This window comes from Zoogloea sp. GDB6 (genome assembly GCF_056724105.1).
On sequence record NZ_CM161497.1, the window covers coordinates 5,075,544 to 5,102,145 of the forward strand.

Consider the following 26,602-nt stretch of genomic DNA (forward strand, 5'->3'; position numbering starts at 1 on the left):
CTCCTCGGCGTGGCGCTCAGAGCGTCCAGCTGTTGATGACGAAGGCGTCGTCGCGCTTGTGCAGGAGCTGGATGTCCATCACGTCGAGCGGGCTGATCGGGCGGATGCCGGGGATCAGCGAGGGCTCGCCGTGGCCGTACAGGGCCTGCAGCGCGAATCGGCACGCATAGACCTTGCCGCCCTCCTCGATGAACTTGGCGAGTTGCTTGTTGATCGCCAGGTGGCCCGGGAAGGCTTCGTCGCCAAGGCGCGGGAAGCCGCGCTGCAGGCCGAGGGTGACGCCCGGGCCGTAGAGCAGGATGGTGGTGTCGAAGCCCTTGCGCAGCAGGCGGGTGGCCTGCAGCAGGTTCACCAGACCGATGGAGCCTTCGAAGGCGACGGTGTGGAAGGTGACGAGGGCTTTCTGGCCGGGTTCGGCCTTCACGTCCTCGAAGACCTTCTCTTCGTAGTCGACGAAGAAATCACCGGCGGTATGGGAGGGCAGGGTCACAGCGGGCATGTCGGATTCCTCATGGTTGGGATTTGAGATGCGCACCGCCGGGGTGTCATGGAGGCCTGGGCCGATGTCAGCCGCCGGTGGTGCGCAGCATCAATTCAGCAACAGACGTGCCATCAATTTACTTTTATTGTATGCATACAATAAAAGTACGAAGAATCATTTTCTTGGGTTCGAAGGGGGTTCCGGGGTTCTGCCTGGACGCCTGAAAAGGCTGGCAGATCAACGCACTTGACCAGTGCATTGGCGACACCACGCGCACCCACGCCGTGCATGCATTGAATGCATACAATCTTCAATCGCGTGGATTTTGTCCGCGTCCAGCGGCCTGCAGGGCGCGTCGGCGGAGACGGCGTGGAGAAGAGGGGTCGGGACGGACGGCGGATGCTCCGCCCCGCCGGGACGCAGGCGCGTCCGCGGCAGGCAAGGGGATTCAGACGATGGAGGAGTAGATCGCGGGCGGGTGGGACAGGGCCGCGCCGACCAGCTCCATGGCGTGCTGCACGTCGCCGCGGCTGGCGGCGCCGCCGAGGCAGATGCGGACCGCCTCCACCGCCGCGCCGCCGACCAGGAAGGCGTCGCTGGTCACCACGCCGATGCCGCTGTTGCGCAGGTGGGTCGCGAAGCTGACCCGGCTCCAGCCTTCCGGCAGCGGCAGCCACAGGTGGAAACCGTCGGGCGAGGCCTGGAAGGTGGCCGGGCCAAGGGCCGCCGCGGCCAGCTGCTGGCGCACCCGCGATTCCTCGCGGATGAAGCGGACCAGTTGCTCGGCAGTGCCGTCGAGCACCCATTCGGTGGCGATGGCCGTCGAGATCGGCGGCGTCATCACCGACACCGCGCGCAGGATGCCGCTGATCCGCGGCAGCTGGCGGGCGTCCGGCAGCGCCAGGTAGGCCACCCGCAAGCCGGCGCCGACAGTCTTGGACAGGCCACAGACGTGGTAGGTGAGCTCCGGCAGCAGGGTCTTGAAGCTCGGCGGCGGCGCTTCCGGCAGCAGGCCGTAAGGGTCGTCCTCGATCACCGGCACCTGGTGGCGCGCGGCGATTTCGGCAATCGCCTCGCGGCGCCCGGCGGACATCGTGGTGGTGGTCGGGTTGTGGATCGTCGGGTTGATGTACAGGGCCGCCGGCTGGTTGTCGCGGCAGCAGCGCTCGAAGGCGTCGGGCAGGATGCCGTCCGCGTCGGACGGCAGGCCGAGCAGGCTGACGCCGTGGATCGCCGCCAGCGCGCGGATGCCCGGATAGGTGATGTTGTCGCAGCACACGCGGCCGCCGCCGGTGCCGACCAGGGTGCTCAGCAGCGCGTTGAGCACGCTGTGGGTGCCCGGGCAGACCAGCACCTTGTCGACGCTGGTCGCGATGCCGCGCCGCGCCAGCCAATGCACGGCGGCCTCCCGGTCCTCGGGGCTGCCGCCGAAGGGCTGGTAGCGCAGCAGGGAGTTGATGTCGCCGCACAACCCGCGCAGGCTGGTCTCCATGCGGGCCAGCAGCGCGGGCTGGTCGGGCTCCGGCGGCAGGTTCATCGACATGTCGATCAGCTGCGCGCGGGCGGCGGCGTGGCGGACCCGCGGGCAGGCCTCCGGACGCACCCGGGTGCCCTGCCCGACCCGCGCATCGAGCAGGCCGCGGCGCTGGGCCTCGGCGTAGGCACGGCTGATGGTCGTGAAATTGAGGCCCAGCACGTGGGCCAGCTGGCGCTGGGGCGGCAGCCGGGTGTCCGGGGCCAGGCGGCCGTCGCGGATGTCCGCAGCAATGGCGTCGGCGATGGCGATGTAGGCGGGTTTGTGCGGATCGAGGTCGATCGGCCGCCACGCGGGCGTGTTGGAAGGCATGGGATCAATCCAGGTCGTCGGAGCGTGGATTGTATGCATTCAATCCACCGCCGTCACGACGCAGCCGGAGCGGGCTCAGCGCGCCGCCAGCCAGCGCAGCAATACCGCGTAGAACACCGCCGGCTCGACCGGCTTGGCGACAAAATCGTTCATGCCGGCGGCGATGCAGTCCGCGCGGTCGTCGGCGAAGGCATTGGCGGTCATCGCCAGCACCGGCAGTCGAGCCTTGCCGGGCAGCAGGCGGATACGGCGGGTCGCTTCGAGGCCGTCCATCACCGGCATCTGCATGTCCATCAGCACCAGCGCGAAGTCCTCGACGGCAACCCGCGCCACCGCTTCCGCGCCATCGCCGACTGTGGTCGTCTGCAGGCCGCATTCGTCGAGGAAGAAGCGGGCGACCTCCTGGTTCAGCGGCTCGTCCTCCACCAGCAGGATGCGGGCGCCGGGGTGATCGCGGCGCAGGATGGCTTCCGCCGGCAGGTTTTCCCCCGCCGCGGTATCGATGGAGGAAGCTGCTGGCGCGTTCGCGCGGCGGAAGCGGGCCGTGAGCCAGAAGGTGCTGCCAGCCCCCGGCGTACTGCTGGCACCGGCCTCGCCCCCCATCAGGCGGGCCAGGCGGCGGGTGATCGCCAGCCCCAGGCCGGTGCCGCCGTATTTGCGCGTCGTCGAATCGTCGGCCTGTTCAAAGGCCATGAACAGGCGCGGCAGGGCCTCGGCGGGAATGCCGATGCCGGTATCCACCACGTCGAAGCGCAGCAGCAGCCCTTCGCTGCCCTCCTCCATGACCCGCACGCGCAGCGTGATGCCGCCGCGCTCGGTGAACTTCACCGCGTTGCCCAGGTAGTTGAGCAGCGCCTGGCTCAGGCGCACCGCGTCGCCATTGAGCCAACCCAGCCCGGCCGGGGTGTCGAAGACCAGGTCCAGGTTCCTTTCCCGCAGGCGCTCACCGAGCATCGAGCGGATGCGCGCCAGGATCGCCTCGAACTCGAAGTCGGCGCGTTCGAGGACCAGCTTGTCGGCCTCGATCTTCGAGATGTCCAGGATGTCGTTGATGACCCCCAGCAGGTGGTCGGCGGCCCCGAGGACCTTGTCCAGCATGACGGCCTGCGCCGCGTCGATGCCGGTGCGGCGCAGCGCGTAGGTGAGTCCGATGATGGCGTTCATCGGCGTGCGGATCTCGTGGCTCATGTTGGCGAGAAATACGCTCTTGGCGCGGGTGGCACTCTCCGCCTCGTCGGCGCGGCGGGCCAGTTCCTGGTTCAGCGCCTCGATCTCGCTCTCCTTCTCCTTGGCCGCGGTGATGTCCGAGGCCAGCGCGAAGAAGCCACGTACGACGCCCTCGTCGTAGTCGGGGATGTACTGCACCTGCGTCCATCGCCGCACGCCGCGGACATCGACCAGCGGACGCTCGAAGGCGCGCCCTTCGCCGCGCAACACCGCCGCCAAGTGGGGGCGGGTCATCTCGAAGGCTTCGGCGCCGATCACCTGCCGCAGGTGCAGCCCCTTCACTTCCGGCGGCGTCAGCCCAAACATCGCCTCGAAGGCGTTGTTGGCGAACTCGTTGTGCAAGTCCCGGTTCCAGTAGGCGATCAGCGCCGGCACGTTGTCGAGCACGCCGTGCAGCAGCGCCTCGCTCTTGCGCAGCGCCAGTTCCAGCGCCTTGCGCTGGCGGTTGTCGAAAACGGTGGTGCGCGACGCCACGAAATGCCCCGCCGCGTCGCGGATCGCCGTGGAATTGATGAGCACCGCCATCGTGCCGCCATCCTTGCCACGCAGCTCCCATTCCAGATCCTGTATGAAGCCCTCCCGCTGGAACTGGGCGAAGTACGCCTCGAAACGTTGCGCCAGCTCGGGAGGAAGAACGTCGGTCAGGTGCAGCTTGCCGACCACCTCCTCGCGCTGGTAACCCAGCCACTCCAGTTCCGTATCGTTGATGCGCAGGAAGACCCCGTTGCGGTCCACCGAGTGGTAGCCGCAGGGCGCCCGGTTGTAGAGGTCCTCCACCTCCACCGAGCGCTGATTCAAGGCCGCATTGACGGCCCGCAGTTCGGCAGTGCGCACCGACACCTCGCGCTCCAGACGGTCCCGCTCCTTGCCGATGAAGTCCTGTTGCTCGGCAACCCGCGCCTGCAGCACGTTGAAGTTGTGCAGCAACAGGCGGATCTCCCGGCTGCCTGCCTCGTCCAGACGCACGGCCGGCAGGTCACCGGCAACAGACTCGCCGATCCGCTGCGTCGCCCGTTCAAGGGGAAGCAGGGCTCTGCGCAAGCCAAACCAGATCAATGCGCCCGACAGCAACGCGGCCAGTGCCGCACCGCCATAGATGCGGCTGGTCGCTGCCCGCAGTGGTGCAAAGGCTTCGGCGGTCGGCAGGTAGGACACCACCAGCCACTGCCCGTCTATCACCGGCGCCGCGGCGCTGATCAGGTCCACGCCCTTCGAGTCCACAGTCCGCCCAGGCCCCATATAGCCCCGCAGGCGACGATCGAGCAGCGGGTTGACGCCTGGGGCCGGCAAGGGGCGCAGAACCCGGCTCGCGTCCGTACTGGCGGCGAAGATGCGTTGCTCCAGGGCATACACGTGGAAGCCGCCGGTCTGCCCGTTGCGAACCTCCTCGGTAAGGTGGAAATGGCTGCCCTTCTCGATCAGTTCCGCCCCGCACATCGCACCCAGCAGATTCCCGTGGCGATCGATGATCGGGACCGCCACCAGCAGTACCGGCTGGCGCGCGAAACGCCCGAACCACACGCGGATCACCGGCTTGCGGCTCGCCATCAGGTGGGCGAAATACGCGGTATCCCGATACTGGCTTCCGACATGGCCACGCATCGGGCTCTCCGCGATGCGCTCCCCGTCGCTCCGGATCACATACACATCGCGGGTGAACAGGCGGTTGGCCATCGGCTGGGTCAGCAGATAATCCTGCACGGCACGGGGAGACGGCTCCGGCAGCGCGGCGATGTGCTCCGCCATCACGTTGAGCGTATCGAGGCGGAAGCGCAACTCGGCGTCCAGCGTGCGCGCCAGGAAACTGGCGGCAGTAGCCTGCTCATGGCCGGTCAGGGTTTCGAAGTCCTCGTGCAGGCCGCGGGCCACATGCCAGGCCAGCGCCCCGATCCCGACGGTGAAGACGAGCATCGACAGTAGCGCTGCCTTGATCTTCAAGGGCAGGGCCGAGAACGCATCTGTCCAGACGCCGGCTCGCAGATGCATCGACACGTTGCGTCACTCCCCCACCTTCGCCTCCGCACGCCTGCGCCACGGACGGGCTTAGCCAATACAATGCGGAAGCAACCACGCCCGCACTTTCATGTGCAGGAAGACTCTCCCAGACGCTCGGCCAACGCTATGCGACACTTCACAAACCACCGGGCTGCGACATTTTTTTGCCAGTGTCCTGCGCCAGGATGAAAATCCGACGCACCGCCGTGTCACCACACGCCGGTCCCTCCAATCAATTTAGATCGACACGCGGCCCATGGACCTGCAAAAGCAATTTCGCGATGACGAACTCGAAAAGATCGTCGACGAGGCCACGCTGTACATGTGTGCCTGCCCTGGACAGGTAGCCTCGGAACTCTTCAGCCTGCGCGACCTGATCCGCTACCAGCGCAAATGCCTCGAGAACAGCGACACGGCGCCGGTGGTCCATCACACGATCGCCGACGCAGCGCTGCAGGCGCACCAGTTGATGGAAGACTGCCTTGCACGCGTACTGGAACTGGAAGGCTGGGACCGGGAAACCCTGGTCATGCCGGAAGGTCTGCGCCAACGCCGCAACGCGCTGATCGACAGCAACGACTGACCCCGGGGAGATCGTCCAGCACTCAGGGCGACAGGGCCCGTCGATACGAGGCCAGTCCGACGTGATGTCCAGCACGACGCCAGGGGCGACGGACGTGATGGACACCACATTCGCAGGTCGGGCAGTTCGCCCGCCGAACCTGCCTCACTCGCCCAGCGTCACCTTCCGCCGCAGCACCACCGGCTTGCCGCCGGCGCTCTTCTTGACCAGCCAGTGGGCCAGCGCGGAATCCAGGTAATCGGCGTGGCCGGGGAACCAGCGCGCCAACTCGGCCGCAAACTCGCGGCCGATCTCCAGGTTACCGGCTGCGACCAGCGGCTCGACCTCGCGTGCCGAGGCCAGCACCGCGTTGTGGTCATCCACGTGGCAGTCGGTAGCCGGAAAGTCGCTCGCCTCCATCCACGCCTTCTCGTCGGCGAAATGTTTCTCGGCATGCTCGATGAAGGCCCGCACACGGCTGGCCAGCTCGGCGTCGGTACAGGTGAGCATTGCGTTCACCACGTCCACGAACTCCCGGTGGGTGTCATCCATCGGCGTGTAGCCGAGCAGGTAATTGTCCGTCCAGGGCAGGCCCGTCGTTTGGTCGCTCATTGCTGTCTCCATTTGATCTTGTGTTGTGCTTTACGGCCTGAGTATCCCAGAGCGGCCAGTTCCTTGACCAGTCAGGGCAAGCCTCGACCGGGCACCGCGGCCGGCGCCGCTCACGGCCGCTGGCCGCCCATGCACAGGTACTTGATCTCCAGGTACTCGTCGATGCCGTGGCGGGAGCCCTCGCGGCCGACACCGGACTCCTTGACGCCGCCGAAAGGGGCCATCTCGTTGGAGATCATCCCTTCGTTGATACCGACCATGCCGTATTCCAGCGCTTCGGCGACGCGCCACACGCGGTGGATGTCGCGGGAGTAGAAATAGGCCGCGAGGCCGTAGGGCGTATCGTTGGCCAGCGCGATGGCCTCTTCGTCGGTCTTGAAGCGGAACAGCGGCGCCACCGGGCCGAAGATTTCCTCGCGGGCAATGCGCATGTCGGCGGTGATGCCGGCCAGCACCGTCGGCGTGTAGAACCAGCCGCCGCGTGGGTGACGCGTGCCGCCGGTGACGAGTTGCGCGCCCTTGGCCAGCGCGTCGCCGACCAGGCCTTCGACCTTGGCGAGGGCTGCGGCGTTGATCAGCGGGCCGACCTGGGCACCGGCGGCCAGGCCGTCGTCCACCTGCAGTGCGGCGGCCGCCTCGGCCAGGCGCGCCGCGAAGGCGTCGTAGATGCCGTCCTGCACCAGGATGCGGTTGGCGCACACGCAGGTCTGCCCGGCGTTGCGGTACTTGGAGGCCATCGCGCCGGCCACCGCGGCATCCAGGTCGGCGTCGTCGAAGACGATGAAAGGCGCGTTGCCACCGAGTTCCAGCGACAGCCGCTTGACCGTGTCGGCGCACTGGGCAATCAAGCGCTTGCCGACCGGCGTGGAGCCGGTGAAGGACAGCTTGCGCACCACCGGGCTGGCGGTGAGCACCCCGCCAACCACCGCCGGGCGCGCGGTGGTGACAATGTTCAGCACCCCGGCCGGAATGCCGGCCCGCTGGGCCAGCTCGGCCAGCGCCAGCGCGCACAGGGGCGTCGCCTCGGCCGGCTTGACCACCGAGGTGCAGCCCGCTGCCAGCGCCGGCGCGACCTTACGGGTGATCATCGCGATCGGGAAATTCCACGGCGTGATTGCCGCAGTGACGCCAACCGGCTGGCGGATGGCGATGAGGCGCTTGTCCGGGGTCGGCGCGGGGATCGTCTCGCCATACACACGCTTGCCCTCCTCGGCGAACCACTCGACGAAGGACGCGCCGTAGGCTACCTCGCCACGCGCCTCGGCCAGCGGTTTGCCCTGTTCGCAGGTCATCAACACGGCCAGGTCTTCCTGGTTGGCCAGGATCAGCTCGTACCAGCGGCGCAGCAGTCCGGCCCGGTCCTTGGCCGAGCGGGCACGCCAGGCCGGCAGCGCCCGCGCCGCGGCATCGATGGCCTGTTCGGTCTCGTCGGCCCCCATGTCGGGGACGCGGGCGATCTCGGCGCCGGTGGCCGGATTCACCACCGCATGGGTCGCCCCATCGAGCGCATCGGCCCAGGCTCCGTCGATGAAAGCCTGCTGGCGCAGCAGGGACATGTCCTTGAGTTTCATTATTTTCCTTTCGCGAGATGCAAGCGCATTAGCACATGCAGCAAATGTGATACACGCACTCTTTCCGGGCACGTCACCCCGTTAAAATAGGTGTCGATTGTCCAACGAGAAGAAAAGCAAGGAAACAAGGTCATGCACCGATATGCGCCCGGCAGAACCGGAGAACAAGGCCAGGCGGTCGATAACACCGAGGAAGTTGGCGGCCGCGTGCTGGTCGTGGACGACGAAAGGGTCACCCGCGCCTTTCACCGCGCCATCCTTGCCCAGCACTTCGACGTACTGACCGCAGCCTCCGGCAGCGAGGCGCTGGAACTGTGCGTCGGCCAGATGCCGGACGTGATCGTGCTGGACGTGGAAATGCCCGGCATCGACGGCTACGAGACCTGCCGCCGCCTGCGCGCCTTCACCAGCGTGCCGATCGTCTTCGTGACTGCTCACCAGTCCCTCGAAGAGCACCTGAAGGCCTTCGATGCCGGCGGCACCGACCTGATCACCAAGCCGGTCAACGCCGAGATCTTCCAGCGCAAGGTGTCCGTGGCGATCCGCCAATACCGCGCCGCCGCCGCGCTGGCCGACGAGAAGAAAGCCCTTGAACAGATGGCGATGGGCTTCCTGTCGAGCGTCAGCCAGACCGGCATCCTGCTCGACTTCATGCGCAAGAGCATCGCCAGCCACGATTACCGCGCACTGGCCAACAGCCTGCTGTCCGCGATCCAGGAACTCGGCCTCAAGTCCTGCGTACAAATCCGCCATCCGGACGGCGCAGCCACCGCCGTCACGGACCATGGCGAACCCACGGCCCTCGAGCAATCCATCCTCGACCACGTCTCGGAGATGGGCCGCCTGTTCCAGTTCAGGAAACGGCTGGTCGTGAACTACGACCGCGTGTCGCTCATCGTCTCCAACATGCCGGACGAGGCGGAGGAGCCCGAGCGGGCCGGCATCCTGCGCGACAGCCTGGTGATCCTGGCAGAAACGACCGAGGCCCTGTCGATCAATGTGGACATCCGCCAGGAAGGCCAGAAACGCGCGGAACAGCTGCAGATCGCCCTCAGCGAGGCTGAAGTGGCGCTGACGGACCTCGGCGAACAGAACAAGGCCGCCATGCGCGACACCCGCCTGCTGCTGCAGGAGATGGTGGACAGCATCGAAAGAACCTACGGCTGGCTCAACACCAGCCAGACCCAGGAAACGACGATCACCGCAACCATGGAGCAGGCGATCCAGCGCATCCTCGCACGCCTGGCCAGCGGCGGAGACTTCGACGCCCAATTCGCCCAGGTGATGCAGGCCCTCAACGCCGGGCGCAGCCACAATGCGGTGGAGTTGTTCTAGGCGGGCGACGCCGTACCATCGGACAGAGCCCGGGAGATACGCCTCCAGCCCGCGGAGCGCTCCGCACGGCCGTTTTCTTTTACCTGGATCAAACCCGCATCAGCTCTTCCTTGACGGGGTCGCCCTAGCATCCTAGCGTTACCCCATCATGACATTCAGCGTATTTTCGTGGTGGTCGCTGCTGTGCGCGGTGGCCGGGCTCAACATCCTGGCCTGGCTGTGGTCGGCTGCGGCCCTCAACCGGCGCCAGGGCCTGCTGTCAGCCGAGGCCTACGGCTGGCGGCGCTGGCAGCTGCTGCTGTCGGCAGGCTATGTGTTCGGCTGCGCCTATCGCTCCTTCCTGCCGGTCTTCGACGTGCCGCGCCTGTGCCTGTTCGACTCCTGGCTGTCGAGCGTGATCGTCGGCCGTTCGGTGGCGACCATCGCCGAGCTGTGCTTCGTCACCCAGTGGGCGCTGATGCTGCGCGAAGCCGCTCAGGCCACCCGCAGCACGACCGGCCGGCTGGCGTCGAACGTCATCGTGCCGCTGATCGTGGTGGCGGAAACTTGCTCCTGGTATTCGGTGCTGACCACCGCCAACCTCGGCCACGTCATCGAGGAATCCTTGTGGGGCGTCAGCGCGGCGCTGCTGGTGGCCGGCCTGCTGGCGGTGTGGCCGCGTTCGGCGGCGGCCCAGCGGCCGCTGCTGGCCCTGTGGTGCGTGGCCGGCGTGGGCTACGTGTTGTACATGTTCGGCGTGGATGTGCCGATGTACTGGGCCCGCTGGCTGACCGACGAGGCCCACGGCCGCCCCTACCTGAGCCTCGCCCAGGGCGTGCTGGACGCCTCCAGCCGCTGGGTGGTGTCCCACCGCTGGGCCGACTGGCACGGGGAGATGGTGTGGATGTCCCTCTACTTCAGCGTCGCGGTGTGGCTCAGCATCGCGCTGATCCACGCCCCGACGCCAGCCCCGGCGCGCGCGCTGCTGCGCCTGGCGGCGAGCCGGCGGCCGGTGGACCGGGCGCTGTACTCCTGACGGCCGCACAGGCCGCCGTCAGGACCGCGTCAAAGCCTCTTCAGGCCTTCTTCACGAACTCCGACTTCAGCTGCATCGCGCCGAAACCGTCGATCTTGCAGTCGATGTCGTGATCGCCGTCCACCAGGCGGATGTTCTTGACCTTGGTGCCGACCTTCACCACCGAGGACGAGCCCTTGACCTTCAGGTCCTTGATCACGGTGACGCTGTCGCCGTCCTGCAGCACGTTGCCGTTGGCATCACGGACAACCTTCTGTTCCTCGACGGGCGCCGCCTGCGGCCATTCATGGGCGCATTCGGGGCACACGAAGTTGGCGCCGTCCTCGTAGGTGTATTCGGAGCCGCACTGGGGGCACTTGGGCAGACTGCTCATGGAGATTTCCTGTATCGGTTACGGAGTTCAGGCGCTGCGCTTCTTCAGCAGCACGCCGCACTCCAGGTGGTGCGTGTAGGGAAACTGGTCGAAGGCCGCGGCGGCGGCGATGGTGTGGCTGTCCTGCAGTGCGGCGACGTTGTCGCGCAGGGTCTCCGGGTTGCAGGAGATGTACAGGATGTTGTCGAAGCCGCGGGCCAGCTCGACGGTCGGCGCATCGAGGCCGCTGCGCGGCGGGTCGAGGAACAGCGTCGTGAAGTCGTAGCTGGCCAGGTCCACGTCTTTCATGCGGCGGTATTCGCGGCCGCCGGCCAGCGCATCGCTGATCTCGTCGCTGGACATGCGCACCATCGCCACGCTGTCGATGGCATTGGCTTCGAGGTTGTAATGGGCGGCCTGCACCGACGACTTGCTGACCTCGGTGGCCAGCACACGGCCGAAATGGGGCGCCAGCGCGATCGTGAAGTTGCCGTTGCCGCAGTACAGCTCCAGCAGGTCGCCACCCAGCCCGCGTGCCTGGGCACAGGCCCAGCCGAGCATCTGGCGGTTAACGCCGCCGTTCGGCTGAGTGAAGCTGCCCTCGATCTGCTTGTAGCGCAGCGTGCGGCCGTCCAGCTCGAAGGATTCCAGCAGCCAGTCGCGGCCGATGACGATCTTCTGCTTGCGGCTGCGGCCGATCACCTGCACGCCCATGTCGGCGGCCAGCTCGGCGGCGGCGGCCTCCCAGGCGGCGTCGAGGGGGCGATGGTAGACCAGGCAGATCATCAGCTCGCCGCTCAGCGTGGCGAGGAAGTCCACCTGGAAGATCTTGCGCTTGAGGGCCTCGCTGGCCATCAGGCGCTCGCGCAGCACCGGCATCGCGCGGGCGATGGGCTCGCAGGCCGGCGGGAAGTCGTCGATGACCACCGGCACCTTGGGCTCATCCGGGTCGAACATCGCGTAATCCACCCGCGGCCCCATGTGCCACATGCGGAACTCGGCGCGCAGCCGGTAGTGCAGCGGCGCAGAGCGGAACACGTCCGGCTCGGGCAGGCCGAAGGGCGCGAAATCCTGCTTGAAGCGCGCGACCTTGGCGGCCAGCTGGGATTCGTAGTCGGCGGGGTTGAAGCTGGGTAAAGACATGGTATTCGGGCACATCCAAGACGCCCCGGCACGGGCCAGCCGGCGGCGGAGGACGGACTATACGCCTGTACCCCTGCCCAAGGTAGGGTCACGGCCAACGGCCCGCTGACCTCGCGCCACAAGGAATGCAGAGTAGATAAGCTTCAAGCGCGGCGTAGCGCGATATGGGTGCGGATCAGTGCCAACGCACCGGCCCGGAAGCACTCGTCCGGCTCGCTGGACAGCCAGTGCTTGATGAGCCCGCCAACGAACACGAAGGTGTCCTGGGCGACGATCGTCGGATCGAGGCCAGCCCGCAGCAGGCCCTTCGCCGCGGCGCGCTGGTAGGCGGCCGTCAGGCCGGCCAGGAACTCCAACTGGCCCGGCGTACGCAGGCGCAGGCCACTGAACTCCTCCACGTATTCACACTTGAAACTCAGGATCTCGATGGTCTCCCGTGTCTCGGGCTGATCTTCCATGATATGGATGATCTCGCGCAGCGCACGCTCAATGCCCTGCAGCGGGTCGGCTTCCGCCTCGTCGAAGACCACCCGGTCCACGAAGGGCAAGGTGGCCTGCTCGCGCATTGCAAAGAAAAGATCCGTTTTGTTTCTAAAATGCCAATAGACTGCACCGCGCGTCACCCCGGCCGCTGCCGCAACCTTTTCGAGGGTGGTCCGCGCCACCCCGCATTCCAAAAAGACCCGCCGGGCGGCATCGAGGATATGGCGTCGGGTGAGTTCCGCTTCTTCTTTTGTCTTACGAACCATTCGGGTTATCCGATATCGGAAATGAGGCAGCGCACTATTTACATACATCCATGATTGTATAAAATTTTCACAATCAAAACCAAAAATCCAGCCCCCGGAATTCACCCATGAACGCCACCCCGACCGCATCCTGTACGTTCGCGCGCCGCGCGACCCTGCCCACCCTCGTTGCCACGGCCCTGCTGCTGGGCGCCTGTACGAGCAAGGACCAGCAGGCCGGCCCTCCACCAGGCGCTGGCCAGGCCCTGCCGGTGACGGTGCTGGCGGTGCAGCCGACCCGCGTCGAGACCAGCGTCGAAGCGGTGGCCCAGACCGAGGGCTCTAAGGAAGTGGAAGTGCGCGCCCGCGTCGGCGGCATCCTCACCAAGCGCATCTATGAAGAAGGCACCGCCGTGAAGGCCGGCCAGCCGCTGTTCCAGATCGACCGGGAACCCCTCGACGTAGCCGTCGCCCAGGCCAAGGCCCAGCTCGCCCAGAACAAGGCCCGCCTCGAACAAACCACCCGTGAGGCGGCCCGCCTGAAGGCCCTGCTCGCCCAGCAGGCAATCAGCCAGCGCGAGTACGACACCGCCGCCTCCGACGACGCAGCAGCCCGCGCCGCCGTGCAGGCCTCCGACGCCGCCCTGCGCCAGGCCGACCTGAACCTCACCTGGTCGTCGGTCAGCGCGCCGGTATCCGGCATCACCGGCCGCGCCGCAGTATCGGAAGGCAACCTGATCACCACCGGCGGACTGCTCACCACGGTGGTCCAGGTGAACCCGATGTGGGTGCGCTTCTCCGTGTCGGAGAACGAACTCAACGCGGCGATGCCCGGTGGGAAGTTCAAGCCCCAGGCGGTGCGCGGCGTCGAGCTGATCCTGCCCGACGGCAGCACCTACCCGATGCGCGGCAAGCTCAACTTCGCCGCCAGCCAGATCAACCCCGGCCTTGGCACGCTGCAATTGCGCGGCGAGTTCCCCAACCCGGACGGCGCGCTGCTGCCCGGCCAGTTCGTACGAGCGCGCCTCCTCACCGGCGAGCGCGACGGTGTCTTCAAGGTGCCGCAGAACGCGGTGGTGCAGACCGACAAGGGTGCGGTGGTAATGCTCGCCGGCGCCGACAACAAGGTCGAACCGCGGCCCGTGCAGACCGGCGCGTGGTCTGGCAGTGATTGGGTCATCCTGGGCGGCCTGAAGGCCGGCGACAAAGTCATCATCGACAACCTGATCAAGGTCCGTCCGGGTGCCCCCGTCGCCCCCCACGCGCCGGGCGAAGGGCCCGGCGCCGCAGGCAAGCCGGGCGCCGCCCCTGCCGCGGCACCGGCAGCTGCGCCGGCCAAGGGTTGAGGGAGCACGGTCCATGTCGCGTTTCTTCATCAGCCGTCCGATCTTCGCATCGGTCATCTCGATCATCATCGTGATCGCCGGCCTCATGGCCTCGCTCACGCTGCCGGTCGCCCAGTACCCGGAGATCACGCCGCCGACGGTGATCATCTCCGCCACCTTCCCCGGCGCCAACGCCGAGACCCTGTCGCGCACCGTCGCCGCCCCGATCGAGGAGCAACTTTCGGGCGTCGAAGGCCTGCTGTACTACAACTCCCAGAGCACCTCGAACGGCACGGTCAGCATCACCGCCACCTTCGAGGTCGGCACCAACCCGGACACCGCGCTGATCGCCGTCAATAACCGCGTCAAGGTGGCCGAGCCGCGCCTGCCGGACGACGTACGGCGGACCGGCGTGCTGGTGCAGAAGCGCTCCAACAACATCCTGATGTTCGCGGCCCTGCGCTCCCCCGACAACAACTACGATGCCCTCTACTTGGCCAACTACGTGGCCATCAACGTCATCGAGGAAATCCGCCGGATCCCCGGCGTCGGCGACGCACAGCAGTTCGACCCGCTGTACGCGATGCGGGTGTGGCTGAAGCCCGACGTGATGGCCAAGCTGGGCGTCACCACCACCGACGTGGCCAACGCGATCAAGGTACAGAACACCCAGAACGCAGCCGGCAAGATCGGCGCCGAGCCGGTGGTCAACGGCCAGCAGCTGACCTACACGGTGTCTGCCAAGGGGCGTCTGCTGACCCCCGAGGAGTTCGGCAACATCGTGCTCAGCGCCAGTGGCCCCAATGGCACGGTACGCTTGAAGGATGTCGCACGCCTCGAACTCGGCGCCGACAACTACGACCGCAACGCCAGGGTGAACGGCGCACCGGTGTCCGGCATGGGCATCTACCTGCAGTCGGGCGCCAATGCGCTGGAGACCGCCAAAGCCGTACGGGCACGCCTGGACGAGATGCAGAAGCGCTTCCCGAAGGGCGTCGAATATTTCATCCCCTACGACACCACACGCTTCATCCAGGAATCCGCCAAGGAGGTGATCCACACCCTCGTCGAAGCGGCCATCCTGGTGATCGCGGTGGTCTACCTGTTCCTGCAGAACTGGCGCGCCACGTTGATCCCCATCGTGGCGGTGCCGGTGTCGCTGATCGGCACCTTCGCCGGCATGTGGCTGTTCGGCTTCTCGATCAACACCCTGACCCTCTTCGCGATGGTGCTGGCGATCGGCATCGTCGTGGATGACGCGATCGTCGTGCTGGAGAACGTCGAGCGCCTGATGAGCGAGCAGAAGCTGTCGCCGAAGGACGCCGCCATCGAGGCGATGCGCGAAGTGTCCGGCGCGGTGGTGGCCATCGTGCTGGTGCTGTGCGCGGTGTTCGTGCCGGTGGCCTTCCTCGGCGGCATCGCCGGCAAGCTGTACCAGCAGTTCGCCGTCACCGTCGCGGTGGCAGTGGTGATCTCGGGCATCGTCGCGCTGACCCTGACGCCGGCCCTGTGTGCGCTGCTGCTCAAGCCGACCCACGAGGAAAAGCCCCTGTTCCGCCCCTTCAACCGGGCGTTCGAAGGCTTCACGCGCTTCTACACCAACACCGTCGGCCTGACCCTGCGCCACGGCATCGTCGGCACCGTTGTCTTCGTGCTGACCATCGCCGCTGCCTTCGGCCTGCTGCGCAGCGTGCCGGGCAGCTTCGTGCCGGCCGAGGACCAGGGCTACCTGTTCGGCTTCGTGACCCTCCCCGACGGTGCCTCAGCGCAGCGCACCGGCGTGGCCGCCGAGCAGATGCGCCAGCGCGTCATGTCCGACGACATCGAGAACATCTTCTTCATCAACGGCTCGGACTTCATCACCGGCAACAACCGCGCCAGCGTGGCGAGCACCTTCATCGTCTTCAAGCCATGGGATCAGCGCCAGGTGACCACTACCGACATGGTCGGCAAGTTCATGGGCATCGGCATGAGCCTCTCCGACGGCCTGGGCCTGGTCTTCAACCCGCCTCCAATCCAGGGCCTCGGCACCGCCGGTGGCTTCGAGGTGTACGTGCAGAACCGCGCCGACGGCGACGCACGCACGCTGGCGGCAGTCAGCGCCCAGTTCGTGGAAGCCCTCAAGAAGCGTCCCGAGCTGACCGGCATCAACACCTTCTTCCGGGTCACCGCGCCACAGCTGTACGTGGAGGTGGACGAACCTAAGGCGCTGGCGATGGGCATTCCGCTGGATTCCATCTACGCCACCCTGCAGGCCAACACCGGCACGCTGTACGTCAATGACTTCAACCGCAGCGGCAAGACCTTCAAGGTCGAAGTATCGGCCGACGCAGCCTACCGCATGAAGCCGGAAGACCTGCTCAAGCCCTACGTGCGCACGGCGGCCGGCGCGATGGTGCCCCTGTCGGCGGTGGCCACCGTCAAGACCATCACCGGCCCCGAGATGGTGGAACGCTTCAACGGCTTCGTCGCCGCCAAGGTGCTCGGCAACTCGGCCCCCGGCTACAGCTCCGGCGATGCCATCAAGGCGGTGGAAGAAGTGTCCCGGGAAGTGCTGCCGGAAGGCTACCGCGCCGAATGGGTCGGCCAGGCCTTCCAGGAGAAGCGCACCGGCTCGGCGTCGATCATCGCCTTCGTGTTCGGCATCATCATGGTGTTCCTGATCCTCGCCGCCCAGTACGAGAAGTGGTCGCTGCCGCTGGCGGTGATCATGGCGGTACCCTTCGCCATGTTCGGTGCTCTGATCGCAGTAATGGTCCGCAACATGCCCAACGACATCTACTTCCAGATCGGTCTGGTGGTACTGGTCGGCCTGGCGGCCAAGAACGCGATCCTGATTGTCGAGTTCGCCGCCCAGAAGCAGGCCGAGGGCATGAAGATCGTCGATGCAGCGATCGAGGCGGCGCGCCTGCGCTTCCGCCCGATCGTGATGACCTCGCTGGCCTTCGTGCTCGGCGTGCTGCCGCTGGCTATCTCCTCCGGCGCCGGCGCCGCAGCGCGCCGCTCGATGGGCACCGGTGTGGTCGGCGGCATGCTCGCCGCGACCTTCATCGCAACGATCTTCATTCCCCTGTTCTTCAAGTGGCTCAGCCGCGGCAAGGTCCGCCACCCGGCCGGTGACGTGCCCAAGAACCACTCCAGCCACGATGACGAGGTGAAGCCATGAACCGCCCCCGACTGACCGGCCTGCCGCCCCTGCTGGCGCTGGCCCTCGCCCTCGGCGGCTGCGCCCTCGGCCCCGACTACGTGCGCCCCGACGCCGCCGTCGCGCTGCCCGAGGCCTACACCGCCGCCGCGCCGCTGGCCCAGAGCCCCAGCGTGGCCAGCAACTGGTGGTCCCTGTTCGGCGACAGCCAGCTCGACGAGCTGGTCAAGCAGGCCCTGGCCAGCAGCCCGGACGCCCGCCTCGCTGCCGCCCGCATCGAGGAGGCCGACGCGGTACTGGCCCAGGTGGACGCCGCCCTGCTGCCGCAGATCGACGGCAACGCATCGAGCACCCGCAGCCGGACCGTGCTGCCCAACACCCACCCGGCCCAGAACCTGACCCGCACGGTCAACAAGCTCGGCTTGTCCACCTCCTTTGAGCTGGACGTGTGGGGCAAGCTGCGCCGCGCCTCCGAGGCTGCCCGCGCCCAGGCGCTGGGCACCCGCTACGCGAGCGACACCGTGTCCCTTAGCCTGGCCGCCTCGGTGGTACAGGCCTACCTCAACCTGCGCGCCATCGACGCCCAGCTGCTGGTCACCCGCGACTCCCTCGCCGCCCAGCAGCGCAGCACCGAGCTGACCCGCAACCGCTTCAACGGCGGCATCGCCTCCCGCCTCGACGTGGAACAGGCCGAAGGCGCGCTGGCCAGCTATACGGCCACGCTGGTGCAGCTCGACAAGAGCCGCAGCCTCGCCGAGAACCTGCTCGGCCTGCTGGTCGGCCAGCCCGGCCTGAAGGTCGCATCGGGCGATCTGCGCAGCCTGCCGCTGCCGCCGGTGCCGCCGGCCGGCCTGCCGTCGAGTCTGCTCGAAGCCCGACCCGACGTGCAGCAGGCCGAAGCCACGCTGATCGCCGCCAATGCCAAGATCGGCGTCGCCAAGGCCGCCCTGTTCCCGGGGATCACCCTCACCGGCAGCTTCGGCCGCGAGAGCCAGGACCTGTCCCAGCTGTTCAGCGCACCGGCCATGGTATGGTCCTTCGGCGCCGGCCTGACCCAGCCGATCTTCGAAGGCGGGCGCCTGCGCGCCCAGGTGGACCAGGTCACCGCCCAGCAGAAGCAGAGCCTCGAAAGCTATCGCAAGGCCGTGCAGACCGCCTTCCGCGAAGTGAACGACGCGCTGGTCAGCGTGCGCCAGAACGGCGAAGCCGAAGACGCCTACACCAAGGCGATGGACGCCGCCAAACGCGCGCTGCAGCTGGCCCAGACCCGCTACGAGCACGGCTACTCGGCCTACCTCGACGTACTGGTCGCCCAGCGCACCGCCAATGACGCCACGCTGGCCTGGGTGCAGAACCGCCAGGCCCGCCTCAGCTCGACGGTGGACCTGTTCAAGGCCCTCGGCGGCGGCTGGAAGGCCGGCTGAGCCGGCAGGCCGCAACGCACGACGAAAAGGCCAGGGCCAACGCCCTGGCCTTTTCGTTGACCAAGGGGGCACATGCCAGAATGACGCCCCCACCGACACCAATGCCCAGCCCATGCCCGCCGACCGCACCGCCCTGGTCCAGCTCCACACCGACATCGACACCCGCGTCGCGACCATCCGGACCGACCACCCCGACTGGCTGTGCGCCAAGGGCTGCGCCACCTGCTGCCGGCGCCTCGCCGACGTACCGCAACTCACCGCCACGGAATGGACGCTGCTGCAGGAAGGCCTCGCCGCCCTGCCGGCCGAACACCTGCAGCGCATCGCCACCGCGATTGCCGCCCTCGGCGACCACCCGCCACGCCCCGTCACCTGCCCGCTGCTCGACCCGGCCACCGACGCCTGCCTCATCTACGCCCACCGCCCTGTAGCCTGCCGAACCTACGGCTTCTACGCGCAGCGGGACAAGGGGCTGTATTGCAAGGACATCGAAACCCGCGCCGCAGACGGCGCGCTCGACGACGTGGTGTGGGGTAACCACGACGCAGTGGACCGGCAACTCGCCGGGCTCGGCGACAGCCGGGGGCTGACGGAGTGGTTCAGGGAGTGGAAGGGCGACTCGGACAGCGAGGGCCCGTGCTGAGCGATGAGGCGCTGTGCCGAGTCCTGACTGGGGGGCTATCCCCGCGGACGCGGGGGAGCCAGCTTCGCAGAAAGAACCTCTCAGGGCTGCAGGTTCAAGACAAGCTTCCGCCACGGCGAGACGCGCCCAGCCTTGTCGAGCGTCTCTTGCTGCGCTACCGCATTGCCGGCCTCGCGCTCTTCTCGCACCATTTCAGGCGTCTTCTCGCTGGGGCACATGGGTCGTTGCAAGACGGCCTGCTCAAATAGTTTCGTGTCGCCGTCCGGGATGTAATACACGTCGCTCTGCCGGGAGACATAGCGGTTGTTCTCGGCGATCGTCGTTGTCACAATGATCTCGCTTCGCGTTGGGCTGGCCTCATAGCCGGCCCACCACTCCGCCAGTGCAACACCTCCAAGCGCAGCGACCGTTGGCTCGGCCCCGCGAAGCGCCACGTTGCGCAAGACAGCGACACCTGACGCCAGGAGCGTCAGTGCCGGCGGCTGATAGGCCGGGACGCCCCGCGACGAATGCACAACCAACTGCGTGTCGTAGCGGACTTCCACATCGCGTGCCGAGCCTGCCTTTCCGCCCTCCGGGACACGACACACCGCGACATCTGCGCCGCGGACCACCATGCGCGTGATCATGAATTCACGGAAGGCTGTATTGAACGCCGTGCTGCGAGCCGGCGCGATATACACGCCCCGTGACTGCAGCTGCGGCTTGTCCGCCATCGCCTGCAAGGTCTGCGCGACGACGTCGTCTGCCACCACGTCCCAATGGTGCGCGGTGCGCGCCACCCTCTGGTACGTCATCGGGAAATTCTGCGCGACAGGCGCGGGCGACGTACATCCAGCGATGGCAATGGCCATCGGGATGAACAGTACATAGCTGTTGTTCATGCTCCCTCCTCGATGCGGTTGGTTGTCTTCGAACGGTAGTACCTGAACCGCATTTCCGCCACAGCTGCCCCCTCTCCGCCGAAGGTTTAACGGTTGTCGATCACGCGTCGGGGCGCCCATGGTCTATCCCCGCGGACGCGGGGGAGCCAGGCCAGGAGCAAGTCCGTCGTCGCAGTCCCAGGGTCTATCCCCGCGGACGCGGGGGAGCCCTGCGCCGTGTCCGCAATGGATTCGAGTATGCGGGTCTATCCCCGCGGACGCGGGGGAGCCTTCCGCATGATGAAGCCGTGGGCGATGGGCCAGGGTCTATCCCCGCGGACGCGGGGGAGCCGGATCGATTGTTCCGCAGACTGCAGATCCGGCGGGTCTATCCCCGCGGACGCGGGGGAGCCGACCAAGGCGGCGGCGGGTTCACTGGCGACGACGGTCTATCCCCGCGGACGCGGGGGAGCCACCCGAAAGAAGTTCGACGGCGGCCTCATCAAGGGTCTATCCCCGCGGACGCGGGGGAGCCCCTTTGTAGCACCGGACGAATACCACCAGTGGGGGTCTATCCCCGCGGACGCGGGGGAGCCATCGACGGGAGCCGGGTATGCACTGACAGCGTGGGTCTATCCCCGCGGACGCGGGGGAGCCGGGGTGGCCTGGTCGTAGCTGGGATTGAGGGCGGGTCTATCCCCGCGGACGCGGGGGAGCCCAGGAGCGCGTGAACGCGGGCCAGCCTCGACGGGGTCTATCCCCGCGGACGCGGGGGAGCCCGCCCCAAAAAGTCGCTTCTTCATGATGTGCGGGGTCTATCCCCGCGGACGCGGGGGAGCCCCAAGCGAAATCGATCAGCGCCGGCGGAACGGGGGTCTATCCCCGCGGACGCGGGGGAGCCGCAGTGGCGCCGAAGGCCCCGGTCAAGCACGAGGGTCTATCCCCGCGGACGCGGGGGAGCCGACCCCGGCCGACAGCGCCGAGACCTGCAGCGGGGTCTATCCCCGCGGACGCGGGGGAGCCGCCAGCGCTGACCTGTACGAGCGCCTGGTGATGGGTCTATCCCCGCGGACGCGGGGGAGCCGATGCAGCCGGGATTGTCGAGCTCCACCCATTGGGTCTATCCCCGCGGACGCGGGGGAGCCAGCAACACTGCGCCATACAGTGTGTCGGCCGGGGGTCTATCCCCGCGGACGCGGGGGAGCCAACCGGCTAATCTATTAGACAAGGCACGGTTTGGGTCTATCCCCGCGGACGCGGGGGAGCCGTACTGGTCGTCAGCGCATCGGAGAGGACCATGGGTCTATCCCCGCGGACGCGGGGGAGCCAGCTGGCCGAAGCCTTCGGCCTCGTCCATTGGGGGTCTATCCCCGCGGACGCGGGGGAGCCCGGCTTGCGGGCCGGGTCGTCAAACGCCATCGGGGTCTATCCCCGCGGACGCGGGGGAGCCGCCGTCGGCTGACTTCACGTTGTAGCTCGGAAGGGTCTATCCCCGCGGACGCGGGGGAGCCCTGCGTGTCACGAACGCGGCTGATCAGACCTTGGGTCTATCCCCGCGGACGCGGGGGAGCCGCAGGCATTCCGCTTCAGGTCATGGAGGACGTGGGTCTATCCCCGCGGACGCGGGGGAGCCGAATGCGAGTTCGTCTACCGGACGCGCATCCAGGGTCTATCCCCGCGGACGCGGGGGAGCCAAATCATTCCCGCAGATGGTTGTCGCCAGCACGGGTCTATCCCCGCGGACGCGGGGGAGCCGGTTTTGGCCGAACTTGCGGAAAGTCTTGCTAGGGTCTATCCCCGCGGACGCGGGGGAGCCGACAATGAAACTTGGCCGCAAGATGACGGCCGGGGTCTATCCCCGCGGACGCGGGGGAGCCAAGCTCCGAGCATTACCCGGCAAGCTCCGAGTGGGTCTATCCCCGCGGACGCGGGGGAGCCTGTTTCCATCGGCTTCACCAGTGGCGGCAAAGGGGTCTATCCCCGCGGACGCGGGGGAGCCCGCCTCGAGTCGTACATGGCCTACGGCCCTCCGGGTCTATCCCCGCGGACGCGGGGGAGCCGGTCGCGTGATCTATGGCACGGGGACGATTCTGGGTCTATCCCCGCGGACGCGGGGGAGCCCTCCACGCATCGAGCTGCTGGACGACAGGCAGCGGTCTATCCCCGCGGACGCGGGGGAGCCAACTAAGCTTTATTGCAAGGGGCACCTAATACGGGTCTATCCCCGCGGACGCGGGGGAGCCACCTCAAGGCACGCCTCTACGCTCCGACGCATGGGTCTATCCCCGCGGACGCGGGGGAGCCGTCCTTCACCCAGCGCAGGTCATCGACCCCGGCGGTCTATCCCCGCGGACGCGGGGGAGCCTAAACAAAAAGTCGTTTTTAGAGGGCTAAACGGGGTCTATCCCCGCGGACGCGGGGGAGCCAAATCTGACTCCATCATGCCGCTGTAATAAGTGGGTCTATCCCCGCGGACGCGGGGGAGCCTCTAGGAGCCAAGCCCATGACTCCTAAAGGAAATCATCAAAAGTGATGTTTGCGTATTGTTAAGGATCCGAACGTTATCGTCGAGTGCGTGTGAGCCACATTCCATCCGCTTCGACAAGCTCCCGCGGCGGTGACCCCAGATGGGCCAATCCCACGCCTCCCGTTTCATTGTTGTCACGCCAGACCATGACGACACTGCCCCGAGGCTCATCATCGTGCCAATCTGCAAGGACCTTCCACACCCGCTCACGCACACCTTTGGTCATGCGAGGAGATATGTAGACCGCAGGAGCCACTTCAAGCATGACCGAGGCAAGAAAACCCCTGAAACGGTCGGCAACGTCACGGGTTACTACCACTGCCAGCGGCATCGACTTCCTCCATGCGCAGAACGGTCTTGATGCTGTCAATCATGGCCGGGATCACGGACTGCTTGCGGAAGACACTGGCGGCCTCACGTCGCACCAAGCGATCGACAGACTCCGGTGATCCATCCAGAGCCTGGCGCGCGGCGGTAAAGGCAATCGGCAACGTATAGGCATCCCGGAACAGGTCAGCGATATCCAGCACAAAGGACTGTCCCGAGTCTTCGTGGATAAAACCAAGCTGCGGAATCGCAGCAACCGACTGAACAGCAATGGCCGCAGCCGCCTGCACTGCCGTCGCCGCATGGTTGATGGCTTGATTGGGCAGATCCGCGGACTCAGGATCCGCACGATCGTAATGACGCCCATTCCATTTGATGCGATAGCGTTCGGCAGTCAGCCGATACAAGGTTTTGACACGGGAGCCTTCGATACCCCGCAGAGTGTCCAGATCCCGATGAGGCAACACTTCGCCCAAACGCAGTGCATACATGCGGCGAGCTACTGCAATGCGCCGCCGCGGGTTACCCCACAACTCGGCCTGGCGTCGGGCAATGTCGGAACGATCAGGCAGCAACGGCGGTGCCGTGTAACTACGCACACCATCCACACCGACCGCCGCCAACAACGTGCCATGACGGGCCAGCAGACGCAGGGCGTCATGGGTCACGCTGCTGCCCGGACCAAGCAGGATCATGGACACAGCCTGATGAGGGATCTGATCGACATAGGGTGTGAGACTGTCCTTGCCCGCCAGAAAATGCAGGCACCCATCGATCACGCACAGTTCTCCCCGTTCCAGCCATAGCAAACCATGCCGGTCGGCATGGGGAATCCGCGCGGTTTCCAGCCCCAGGCGCCCCTTCAGCATGACGCAGGCGGCCTCAGCAGCAACATGCCAAACCCAAATGCCCGATGCCGTCCTATACCGCGTGTCAGTAACGCCGAGAATCCCGCGGAGTCACGTACGCTCAGTTCGCCGCTGAACACGGCGTCAGGGCCCGCAACTCGCCGGGCGGGACGCTTTCCAGAGGTTGCAGCCCCTTTGCGCAGGCTCGCGGAGAGATGAAAACCGTCGAGTTGCAGACGCTCGGCCGTCGCCGCATCGCCGCGCGCCAACTCGTTACGGAGCCAATCGGCATAGACGGCGTCGCGCGACAATTCATCGTCAGTCTCCGCACGCTTATCGATCGCAGCGAGGAACACATCCCGCTCCTTGCCTTGCGGAGTGCGCAGAACCGGCCGTATGCGCAACTCGAACCCGAGCCGCCGACCAGCGGACCATTGATGCGGAAAGCTGCGCACGGCAAACCTGTCGAGCCCGAGTGCCGCATGTACATCCGGCGCCGCCATTTGGGCGGCCAATTGGAGTGCATCCGGGTCATGCGTGGTGTATGCCAACAAACCCCGGACGTCACCAAAGTAGCGGAAAGGCTTGGGTGCCGCCTCACCAAAGGCTGCAGCCAGCAGGGTATGCAAGGCATAGCCGAGATCATCCCCTCCGGCGGTGAGCCCGAAGCGCGTTGCCCAGGCAGCCAGGCGACGTGGGTCGGGATGACACTGCAGCAAGGAGAGATTCATGTCTGATCCCCCACCTGCAGGCTGCCTTGATAGACGGGGCGCCAACCGCCATGAACCCCACTGGTCCAGTTGCGCTCGTCGCAGAGATCGACACGTCGACTACCAGGGAGTTCACCTTCACCCACAGGCCATTGCACACGCACATGCGCGTTGTCCGCGAGCCTGCCGGCACATGTCAACGCCGTCAGCACGTCAGGTGCGTCGACGTAGCCTGCGAAGAGTGGAGCCGACGGCACGCAAGGCTTTCGCCCCAGAAAAAGCGGGCGCTGCGGACGTTGCAGGGCGTAAGCGACATCGTCCAGGGTCGGCGCTTCGGCGACAGGCTCCAGGCGGAGTGCAACGAGTACCGCAGCATCGGCAAGATGGTCCCGATAACGCAGATGCTGCCCCTTATAGGTTCCCTCACCGCCACCACGGCCCTCGGGGCTGCCCATGGTGGTCCAGCCGGCATCACCTTTGCGCAGTTCCGCGGTTTGAAACTCGGTGAAACGAGTACCAGGCCGATCAAGCCGGACGCCGAAGACAAGACGCGCCTGGAGCCTGTTGTGAGCTCCCCCATCCTCCCGACGCCAACCCAAAGCGTTTGCGATGAGTCCTGTGAGCATGGATTGAGCCGGAAAGTCACGGATGACCCCAAGGTTGTCGATGGTCTCGCCGCCAAAGGCCATCAAGGGGCTCTCTAGCCGGAGCAACAGGTGGGAGGCCATCTTCAGCACTCACCGGCACGGACGACCTGGGCGATCCATTCACCCAGAATTGTCAGCGTGGCGCGCTCGGCACCCGGTACGGTAACGTCATCCACCGCCAGGTAGCGACGGGCAGTCAGCATGCCATATGCCGCATCCAGCGCCGCAATTTCCGCAGCCAATTTGGTGGCAGCACGAACGCGGACAGGCTCCTGCCCCTTGAGGGGCAAAGGGTCATGAAAGGCGGCGGCGAGACTACGCGGCTGCCAGTCACCCGCCTCGACCAGCACGAACTTCGCCCAGTCATAGGGCGCAGTGGAGCCGCGCTTGGCACCGGGACTGACCGTGGCGATAAGGTGCAGCAGGTATTGCGTGACCTTGCCGGCAAGCTCCCGCTTATCCGCACCGGTCGCGGTGCCAAATGCCTCCTTCGGCTGGATACCCTCAAGGTTGGCAACCAGTTGCGGCACATCGACGACTACGTAGCCGTAGTACAGACCCGAAGCCAGTTCCGTATCGAAGATGCCCGCAGAGCCGGCACCGTCCTCGGCCTGGGCAAAGTCGTCCACCACCGTGAAGTAGTCGTTCTCGACCTGAGCTTCATGCACGGTGAAGGCATGGGCAACGGACACCGATGCATCGCGGTTGGCGAGGACATCCGAGGTGACCATGCGTCCGAACAGGGCCGACTCCAGGCCACTGCCGAGTTTCATGGCCTCGATGTTCTTCTTTTCCTCTTTCAGGAATTTGGCGATCTCGGCTTTCAACGCTGCCGACTCGACCGATGCGCTTGCGATCTCATGACAACGACGGGTCAGATACGCAATTTCCTCGTTGCCGAACAACACCGCCTGACCAGTCTGGAGGGCCTTTGCACCCTCCTTCTTCTTGTCCGCCTTATCGCCAAAAAGCGCTTCGAGCAGCGCTTCGGCAGCTGAAAACGCCAGGGCCTCATCAAGACCTTGCTCCACCAAACGCTGACGTACCAATTCGGCCATATAGCGGGTCCGGGTCGCCATCGGCACCCCCAAATTAGCCAGAGCAAAAGCATCCTCAGCCACCCGCCAGTGGCGCTTGAGGCATTGCGACGAAATACGCGTCCGCACTGCACTGCCATAAGGCAGGCGCTTGGCGAGGCCCGCATCGTCGCGATTAAGCAGTGCAGCCGGATACGTGTGCAGGGTATGGATCTGGATGAAACGGGGAAGATTCATGG

The 26,602-nt window shown here is 66.4% G+C and carries 21 protein-coding genes, 1 pseudogene and 1 CRISPR repeat array; of the genes and pseudogenes, 7 read left to right on the forward strand and 15 right to left on the reverse strand.

Features of this window, described 5'->3' with window-relative positions; all coding sequences use genetic code 11:
* Nucleotides 1-16: 16 nt before the first annotated feature.
* The 3 genes from AC1PQG_RS23140 to AC1PQG_RS23150 all read right to left on the reverse strand — a co-directional run bounded on the left by AC1PQG_RS23140 (nt 17) and on the right by AC1PQG_RS23150 (nt 5,540).
* Nucleotides 17-499 carry an MSMEG_0572/Sll0783 family nitrogen starvation response protein gene (locus AC1PQG_RS23140; protein ID WP_481120085.1) on the reverse strand — a complete coding sequence of 161 codons (483 nt, stop codon included), beginning with the start codon at nt 497-499 and terminating at the stop codon, nt 17-19.
* A 430-nt stretch (nt 500-929) separates the two neighbouring features.
* Nucleotides 930-2,327 carry an aminotransferase-like domain-containing protein gene (locus AC1PQG_RS23145; protein WP_481120086.1) on the reverse strand — a complete coding sequence of 466 codons (1,398 nt, stop codon included), beginning with the start codon at nt 2,325-2,327 and terminating at the stop codon, nt 930-932.
* 75 nt (nt 2,328-2,402) lie between these two features.
* Nucleotides 2,403-5,540, reverse strand: a complete 3,138-nt coding sequence (locus tag AC1PQG_RS23150; protein ID WP_481123052.1) for a PAS domain-containing protein — start codon at nt 5,538-5,540, stop codon at nt 2,403-2,405.
* A 265-nt stretch (nt 5,541-5,805) separates the two neighbouring features.
* Here AC1PQG_RS23150 and AC1PQG_RS23155 point away from each other — a divergent pair, with 265 nt between their 5' ends.
* A complete protein-coding gene (locus tag AC1PQG_RS23155) occupies nt 5,806-6,132 on the forward strand; it encodes a hypothetical protein (protein ID WP_481120087.1) in 327 nt (108 codons plus the stop codon).
* A gap of 144 nt (nt 6,133-6,276) precedes the next feature.
* Here AC1PQG_RS23155 and AC1PQG_RS23160 read toward each other — a convergent pair whose 3' ends face one another.
* Both AC1PQG_RS23160 and AC1PQG_RS23165 read right to left on the reverse strand, forming a co-directional pair.
* The gene (locus AC1PQG_RS23160) at nt 6,277-6,723 is read right to left on the reverse strand and encodes a bacteriohemerythrin (RefSeq protein WP_481120088.1); all 447 of its coding nucleotides are present in this window, start codon (nt 6,721-6,723) and stop codon (nt 6,277-6,279) included.
* Nucleotides 6,724-6,833: 110 nt separating this feature from the next.
* Entirely contained in the window at nt 6,834-8,294 is a 1,461-nt protein-coding gene (locus AC1PQG_RS23165; protein WP_481120089.1) for a succinate-semialdehyde dehydrogenase, read from the reverse strand.
* Nucleotides 8,295-8,426: 132 nt separating this feature from the next.
* On the opposite strand from AC1PQG_RS23165, the gene AC1PQG_RS23170 reads away from it, so the two are divergent.
* Entirely contained in the window at nt 8,427-9,629 is a 1,203-nt protein-coding gene (locus tag AC1PQG_RS23170; protein WP_481120090.1) for a response regulator, read from the forward strand.
* A gap of 148 nt (nt 9,630-9,777) precedes the next feature.
* Nucleotides 9,778-10,644 (forward strand): hypothetical protein, encoded by an 867-nt coding sequence (locus tag AC1PQG_RS23175; RefSeq protein WP_481120091.1) that lies wholly within the window; start codon nt 9,778-9,780, stop codon nt 10,642-10,644.
* A 40-nt stretch (nt 10,645-10,684) separates the two neighbouring features.
* Here AC1PQG_RS23175 and AC1PQG_RS23180 read toward each other — a convergent pair whose 3' ends face one another.
* The 4 genes and pseudogenes from AC1PQG_RS23180 to AC1PQG_RS23195 form a co-directional block, all read right to left on the reverse strand.
* Nucleotides 10,685-11,017, reverse strand: coding sequence for a zinc ribbon domain-containing protein YjdM (locus AC1PQG_RS23180; protein ID WP_481120092.1), 333 nt, complete (start codon nt 11,015-11,017; stop codon nt 10,685-10,687).
* Nucleotides 11,018-11,044: 27 nt separating this feature from the next.
* Nucleotides 11,045-12,139 (reverse strand): tRNA (uridine(54)-C5)-methyltransferase TrmA, encoded by a 1,095-nt coding sequence (trmA, locus tag AC1PQG_RS23185; protein ID WP_481120093.1) that lies wholly within the window; start codon nt 12,137-12,139, stop codon nt 11,045-11,047.
* Nucleotides 12,140-12,282: 143 nt separating this feature from the next.
* The gene (locus AC1PQG_RS23190) at nt 12,283-12,705 is read right to left on the reverse strand and encodes a TetR family transcriptional regulator C-terminal domain-containing protein (protein ID WP_481123053.1); all 423 of its coding nucleotides are present in this window, start codon (nt 12,703-12,705) and stop codon (nt 12,283-12,285) included.
* 9 nt (nt 12,706-12,714) lie between these two features.
* Nucleotides 12,715-13,017 (reverse strand): annotated as a pseudogene (locus tag AC1PQG_RS23195) (TetR family transcriptional regulator); the annotation flags it as partial.
* Between AC1PQG_RS23195 and AC1PQG_RS23200 the strand changes: the two are divergent.
* From AC1PQG_RS23200 to AC1PQG_RS23215, 4 genes are all read left to right on the forward strand, one after another.
* Complete coding sequence (locus AC1PQG_RS23200; protein ID WP_481120094.1) at nt 12,996-14,213, forward strand: efflux RND transporter periplasmic adaptor subunit; 1,218 nt, start codon at nt 12,996-12,998, stop codon at nt 14,211-14,213. The pseudogene AC1PQG_RS23195 and the gene AC1PQG_RS23200 overlap by 22 nt on opposite strands.
* A gap of 13 nt (nt 14,214-14,226) precedes the next feature.
* Nucleotides 14,227-17,358: an efflux RND transporter permease subunit gene (locus AC1PQG_RS23205; protein ID WP_481120095.1), complete on the forward strand. Its 3,132-nt coding sequence runs from the start codon at nt 14,227-14,229 to the stop codon at nt 17,356-17,358.
* Entirely contained in the window at nt 17,355-18,761 is a 1,407-nt protein-coding gene (locus tag AC1PQG_RS23210) for an efflux transporter outer membrane subunit (protein WP_481120096.1), read from the forward strand. The genes AC1PQG_RS23205 and AC1PQG_RS23210 overlap by 4 nt, the downstream gene beginning before the upstream one ends.
* A gap of 112 nt (nt 18,762-18,873) precedes the next feature.
* Nucleotides 18,874-19,404, forward strand: a complete 531-nt coding sequence (locus AC1PQG_RS23215) for a YkgJ family cysteine cluster protein (protein ID WP_481120097.1) — start codon at nt 18,874-18,876, stop codon at nt 19,402-19,404.
* An 80-nt stretch (nt 19,405-19,484) separates the two neighbouring features.
* On the opposite strand, the gene AC1PQG_RS23220 is transcribed toward AC1PQG_RS23215, so the two are convergent.
* The 6 genes from AC1PQG_RS23220 to cas7e all read right to left on the reverse strand — a co-directional run bounded on the left by AC1PQG_RS23220 (nt 19,485) and on the right by cas7e (nt 26,600).
* Nucleotides 19,485-20,288, reverse strand: coding sequence for a hypothetical protein (locus AC1PQG_RS23220; RefSeq protein ID WP_481120098.1), 804 nt, complete (start codon nt 20,286-20,288; stop codon nt 19,485-19,487).
* Between the two features lie 119 nt (nt 20,289-20,407).
* Nucleotides 20,408-22,754: a CRISPR direct-repeat array (repeat unit 29 nt; unit sequence GGGTCTATCCCCGCGGACGCGGGGGAGCC).
* 74 nt (nt 22,755-22,828) lie between these two features.
* Nucleotides 22,829-23,125 carry a type I-E CRISPR-associated endoribonuclease Cas2e gene (gene cas2e, locus AC1PQG_RS23225; RefSeq protein WP_481120099.1) on the reverse strand — a complete coding sequence of 99 codons (297 nt, stop codon included), beginning with the start codon at nt 23,123-23,125 and terminating at the stop codon, nt 22,829-22,831.
* Entirely contained in the window at nt 23,097-23,990 is an 894-nt protein-coding gene (gene cas1e, locus AC1PQG_RS23230) for a type I-E CRISPR-associated endonuclease Cas1e (RefSeq protein ID WP_481120100.1), read from the reverse strand. The genes cas2e and cas1e overlap by 29 nt, the downstream gene beginning before the upstream one ends.
* Nucleotides 23,984-24,700, reverse strand: a complete 717-nt coding sequence (cas6e, locus tag AC1PQG_RS23235; protein WP_481120101.1) for a type I-E CRISPR-associated protein Cas6/Cse3/CasE — start codon at nt 24,698-24,700, stop codon at nt 23,984-23,986. Before cas6e ends, cas1e begins: the two co-directional genes overlap by 7 nt.
* Nucleotides 24,697-25,407, reverse strand: a complete 711-nt coding sequence (gene cas5e, locus AC1PQG_RS23240) for a type I-E CRISPR-associated protein Cas5/CasD (protein WP_481120102.1) — start codon at nt 25,405-25,407, stop codon at nt 24,697-24,699. The genes cas6e and cas5e overlap by 4 nt, the downstream gene beginning before the upstream one ends.
* Before the next feature lie 2 nt (nt 25,408-25,409).
* Nucleotides 25,410-26,600 (reverse strand): type I-E CRISPR-associated protein Cas7/Cse4/CasC, encoded by a 1,191-nt coding sequence (gene cas7e, locus AC1PQG_RS23245; RefSeq protein WP_481120103.1) that lies wholly within the window; start codon nt 26,598-26,600, stop codon nt 25,410-25,412.
* Nucleotides 26,601-26,602: the final 2 nt, after the last annotated feature.

Excerpts from the sequence above, each read along its gene's own strand:
- AC1PQG_RS23140 (WP_481120085.1), bottom strand. The coding sequence starts at position 499 with ATGCCCGCTGTGACCCTGCCCTCCCATACCGCCGGTGATTTCTTCGTC.
- AC1PQG_RS23145 (WP_481120086.1), bottom strand. The coding sequence starts at position 2,327 with ATGCCTTCCAACACGCCCGCGTGGCGGCCGATCGACCTCGATCCGCAC.
- AC1PQG_RS23150 (WP_481123052.1), bottom strand. The coding sequence starts at position 5,540 with ATGCATCTGCGAGCCGGCGTCTGGACAGATGCGTTCTCGGCCCTGCCC.
- AC1PQG_RS23155 (WP_481120087.1), top strand. The coding sequence starts at position 5,806 with ATGGACCTGCAAAAGCAATTTCGCGATGACGAACTCGAAAAGATCGTC.
- AC1PQG_RS23160 (WP_481120088.1), bottom strand. The coding sequence starts at position 6,723 with ATGAGCGACCAAACGACGGGCCTGCCCTGGACGGACAATTACCTGCTC.
- AC1PQG_RS23165 (WP_481120089.1), bottom strand. The coding sequence starts at position 8,294 with ATGAAACTCAAGGACATGTCCCTGCTGCGCCAGCAGGCTTTCATCGAC.
- AC1PQG_RS23170 (WP_481120090.1), top strand. The coding sequence starts at position 8,427 with ATGCACCGATATGCGCCCGGCAGAACCGGAGAACAAGGCCAGGCGGTC.
- AC1PQG_RS23175 (WP_481120091.1), top strand. The coding sequence starts at position 9,778 with ATGACATTCAGCGTATTTTCGTGGTGGTCGCTGCTGTGCGCGGTGGCC.
- AC1PQG_RS23180 (WP_481120092.1), bottom strand. The coding sequence starts at position 11,017 with ATGAGCAGTCTGCCCAAGTGCCCCCAGTGCGGCTCCGAATACACCTAC.
- trmA (WP_481120093.1), bottom strand. The coding sequence starts at position 12,139 with ATGTCTTTACCCAGCTTCAACCCCGCCGACTACGAATCCCAGCTGGCC.
- AC1PQG_RS23190 (WP_481123053.1), bottom strand. The coding sequence starts at position 12,705 with ATGCGCGAGCAGGCCACCTTGCCCTTCGTGGACCGGGTGGTCTTCGAC.
- AC1PQG_RS23200 (WP_481120094.1), top strand. The coding sequence starts at position 12,996 with ATGAACGCCACCCCGACCGCATCCTGTACGTTCGCGCGCCGCGCGACC.
- AC1PQG_RS23205 (WP_481120095.1), top strand. The coding sequence starts at position 14,227 with ATGTCGCGTTTCTTCATCAGCCGTCCGATCTTCGCATCGGTCATCTCG.
- AC1PQG_RS23210 (WP_481120096.1), top strand. The coding sequence starts at position 17,355 with ATGAACCGCCCCCGACTGACCGGCCTGCCGCCCCTGCTGGCGCTGGCC.
- AC1PQG_RS23215 (WP_481120097.1), top strand. The coding sequence starts at position 18,874 with ATGCCCGCCGACCGCACCGCCCTGGTCCAGCTCCACACCGACATCGAC.
- AC1PQG_RS23220 (WP_481120098.1), bottom strand. The coding sequence starts at position 20,288 with ATGAACAACAGCTATGTACTGTTCATCCCGATGGCCATTGCCATCGCT.
- cas2e (WP_481120099.1), bottom strand. The coding sequence starts at position 23,125 with ATGCCGCTGGCAGTGGTAGTAACCCGTGACGTTGCCGACCGTTTCAGG.
- cas1e (WP_481120100.1), bottom strand. The coding sequence starts at position 23,990 with ATGCTGAAGGGGCGCCTGGGGCTGGAAACCGCGCGGATTCCCCATGCC.
- cas6e (WP_481120101.1), bottom strand. The coding sequence starts at position 24,700 with ATGAATCTCTCCTTGCTGCAGTGTCATCCCGACCCACGTCGCCTGGCT.
- cas5e (WP_481120102.1), bottom strand. The coding sequence starts at position 25,407 with ATGGCCTCCCACCTGTTGCTCCGGCTAGAGAGCCCCTTGATGGCCTTT.
- cas7e (WP_481120103.1), bottom strand. The coding sequence starts at position 26,600 with ATGAATCTTCCCCGTTTCATCCAGATCCATACCCTGCACACGTATCCG.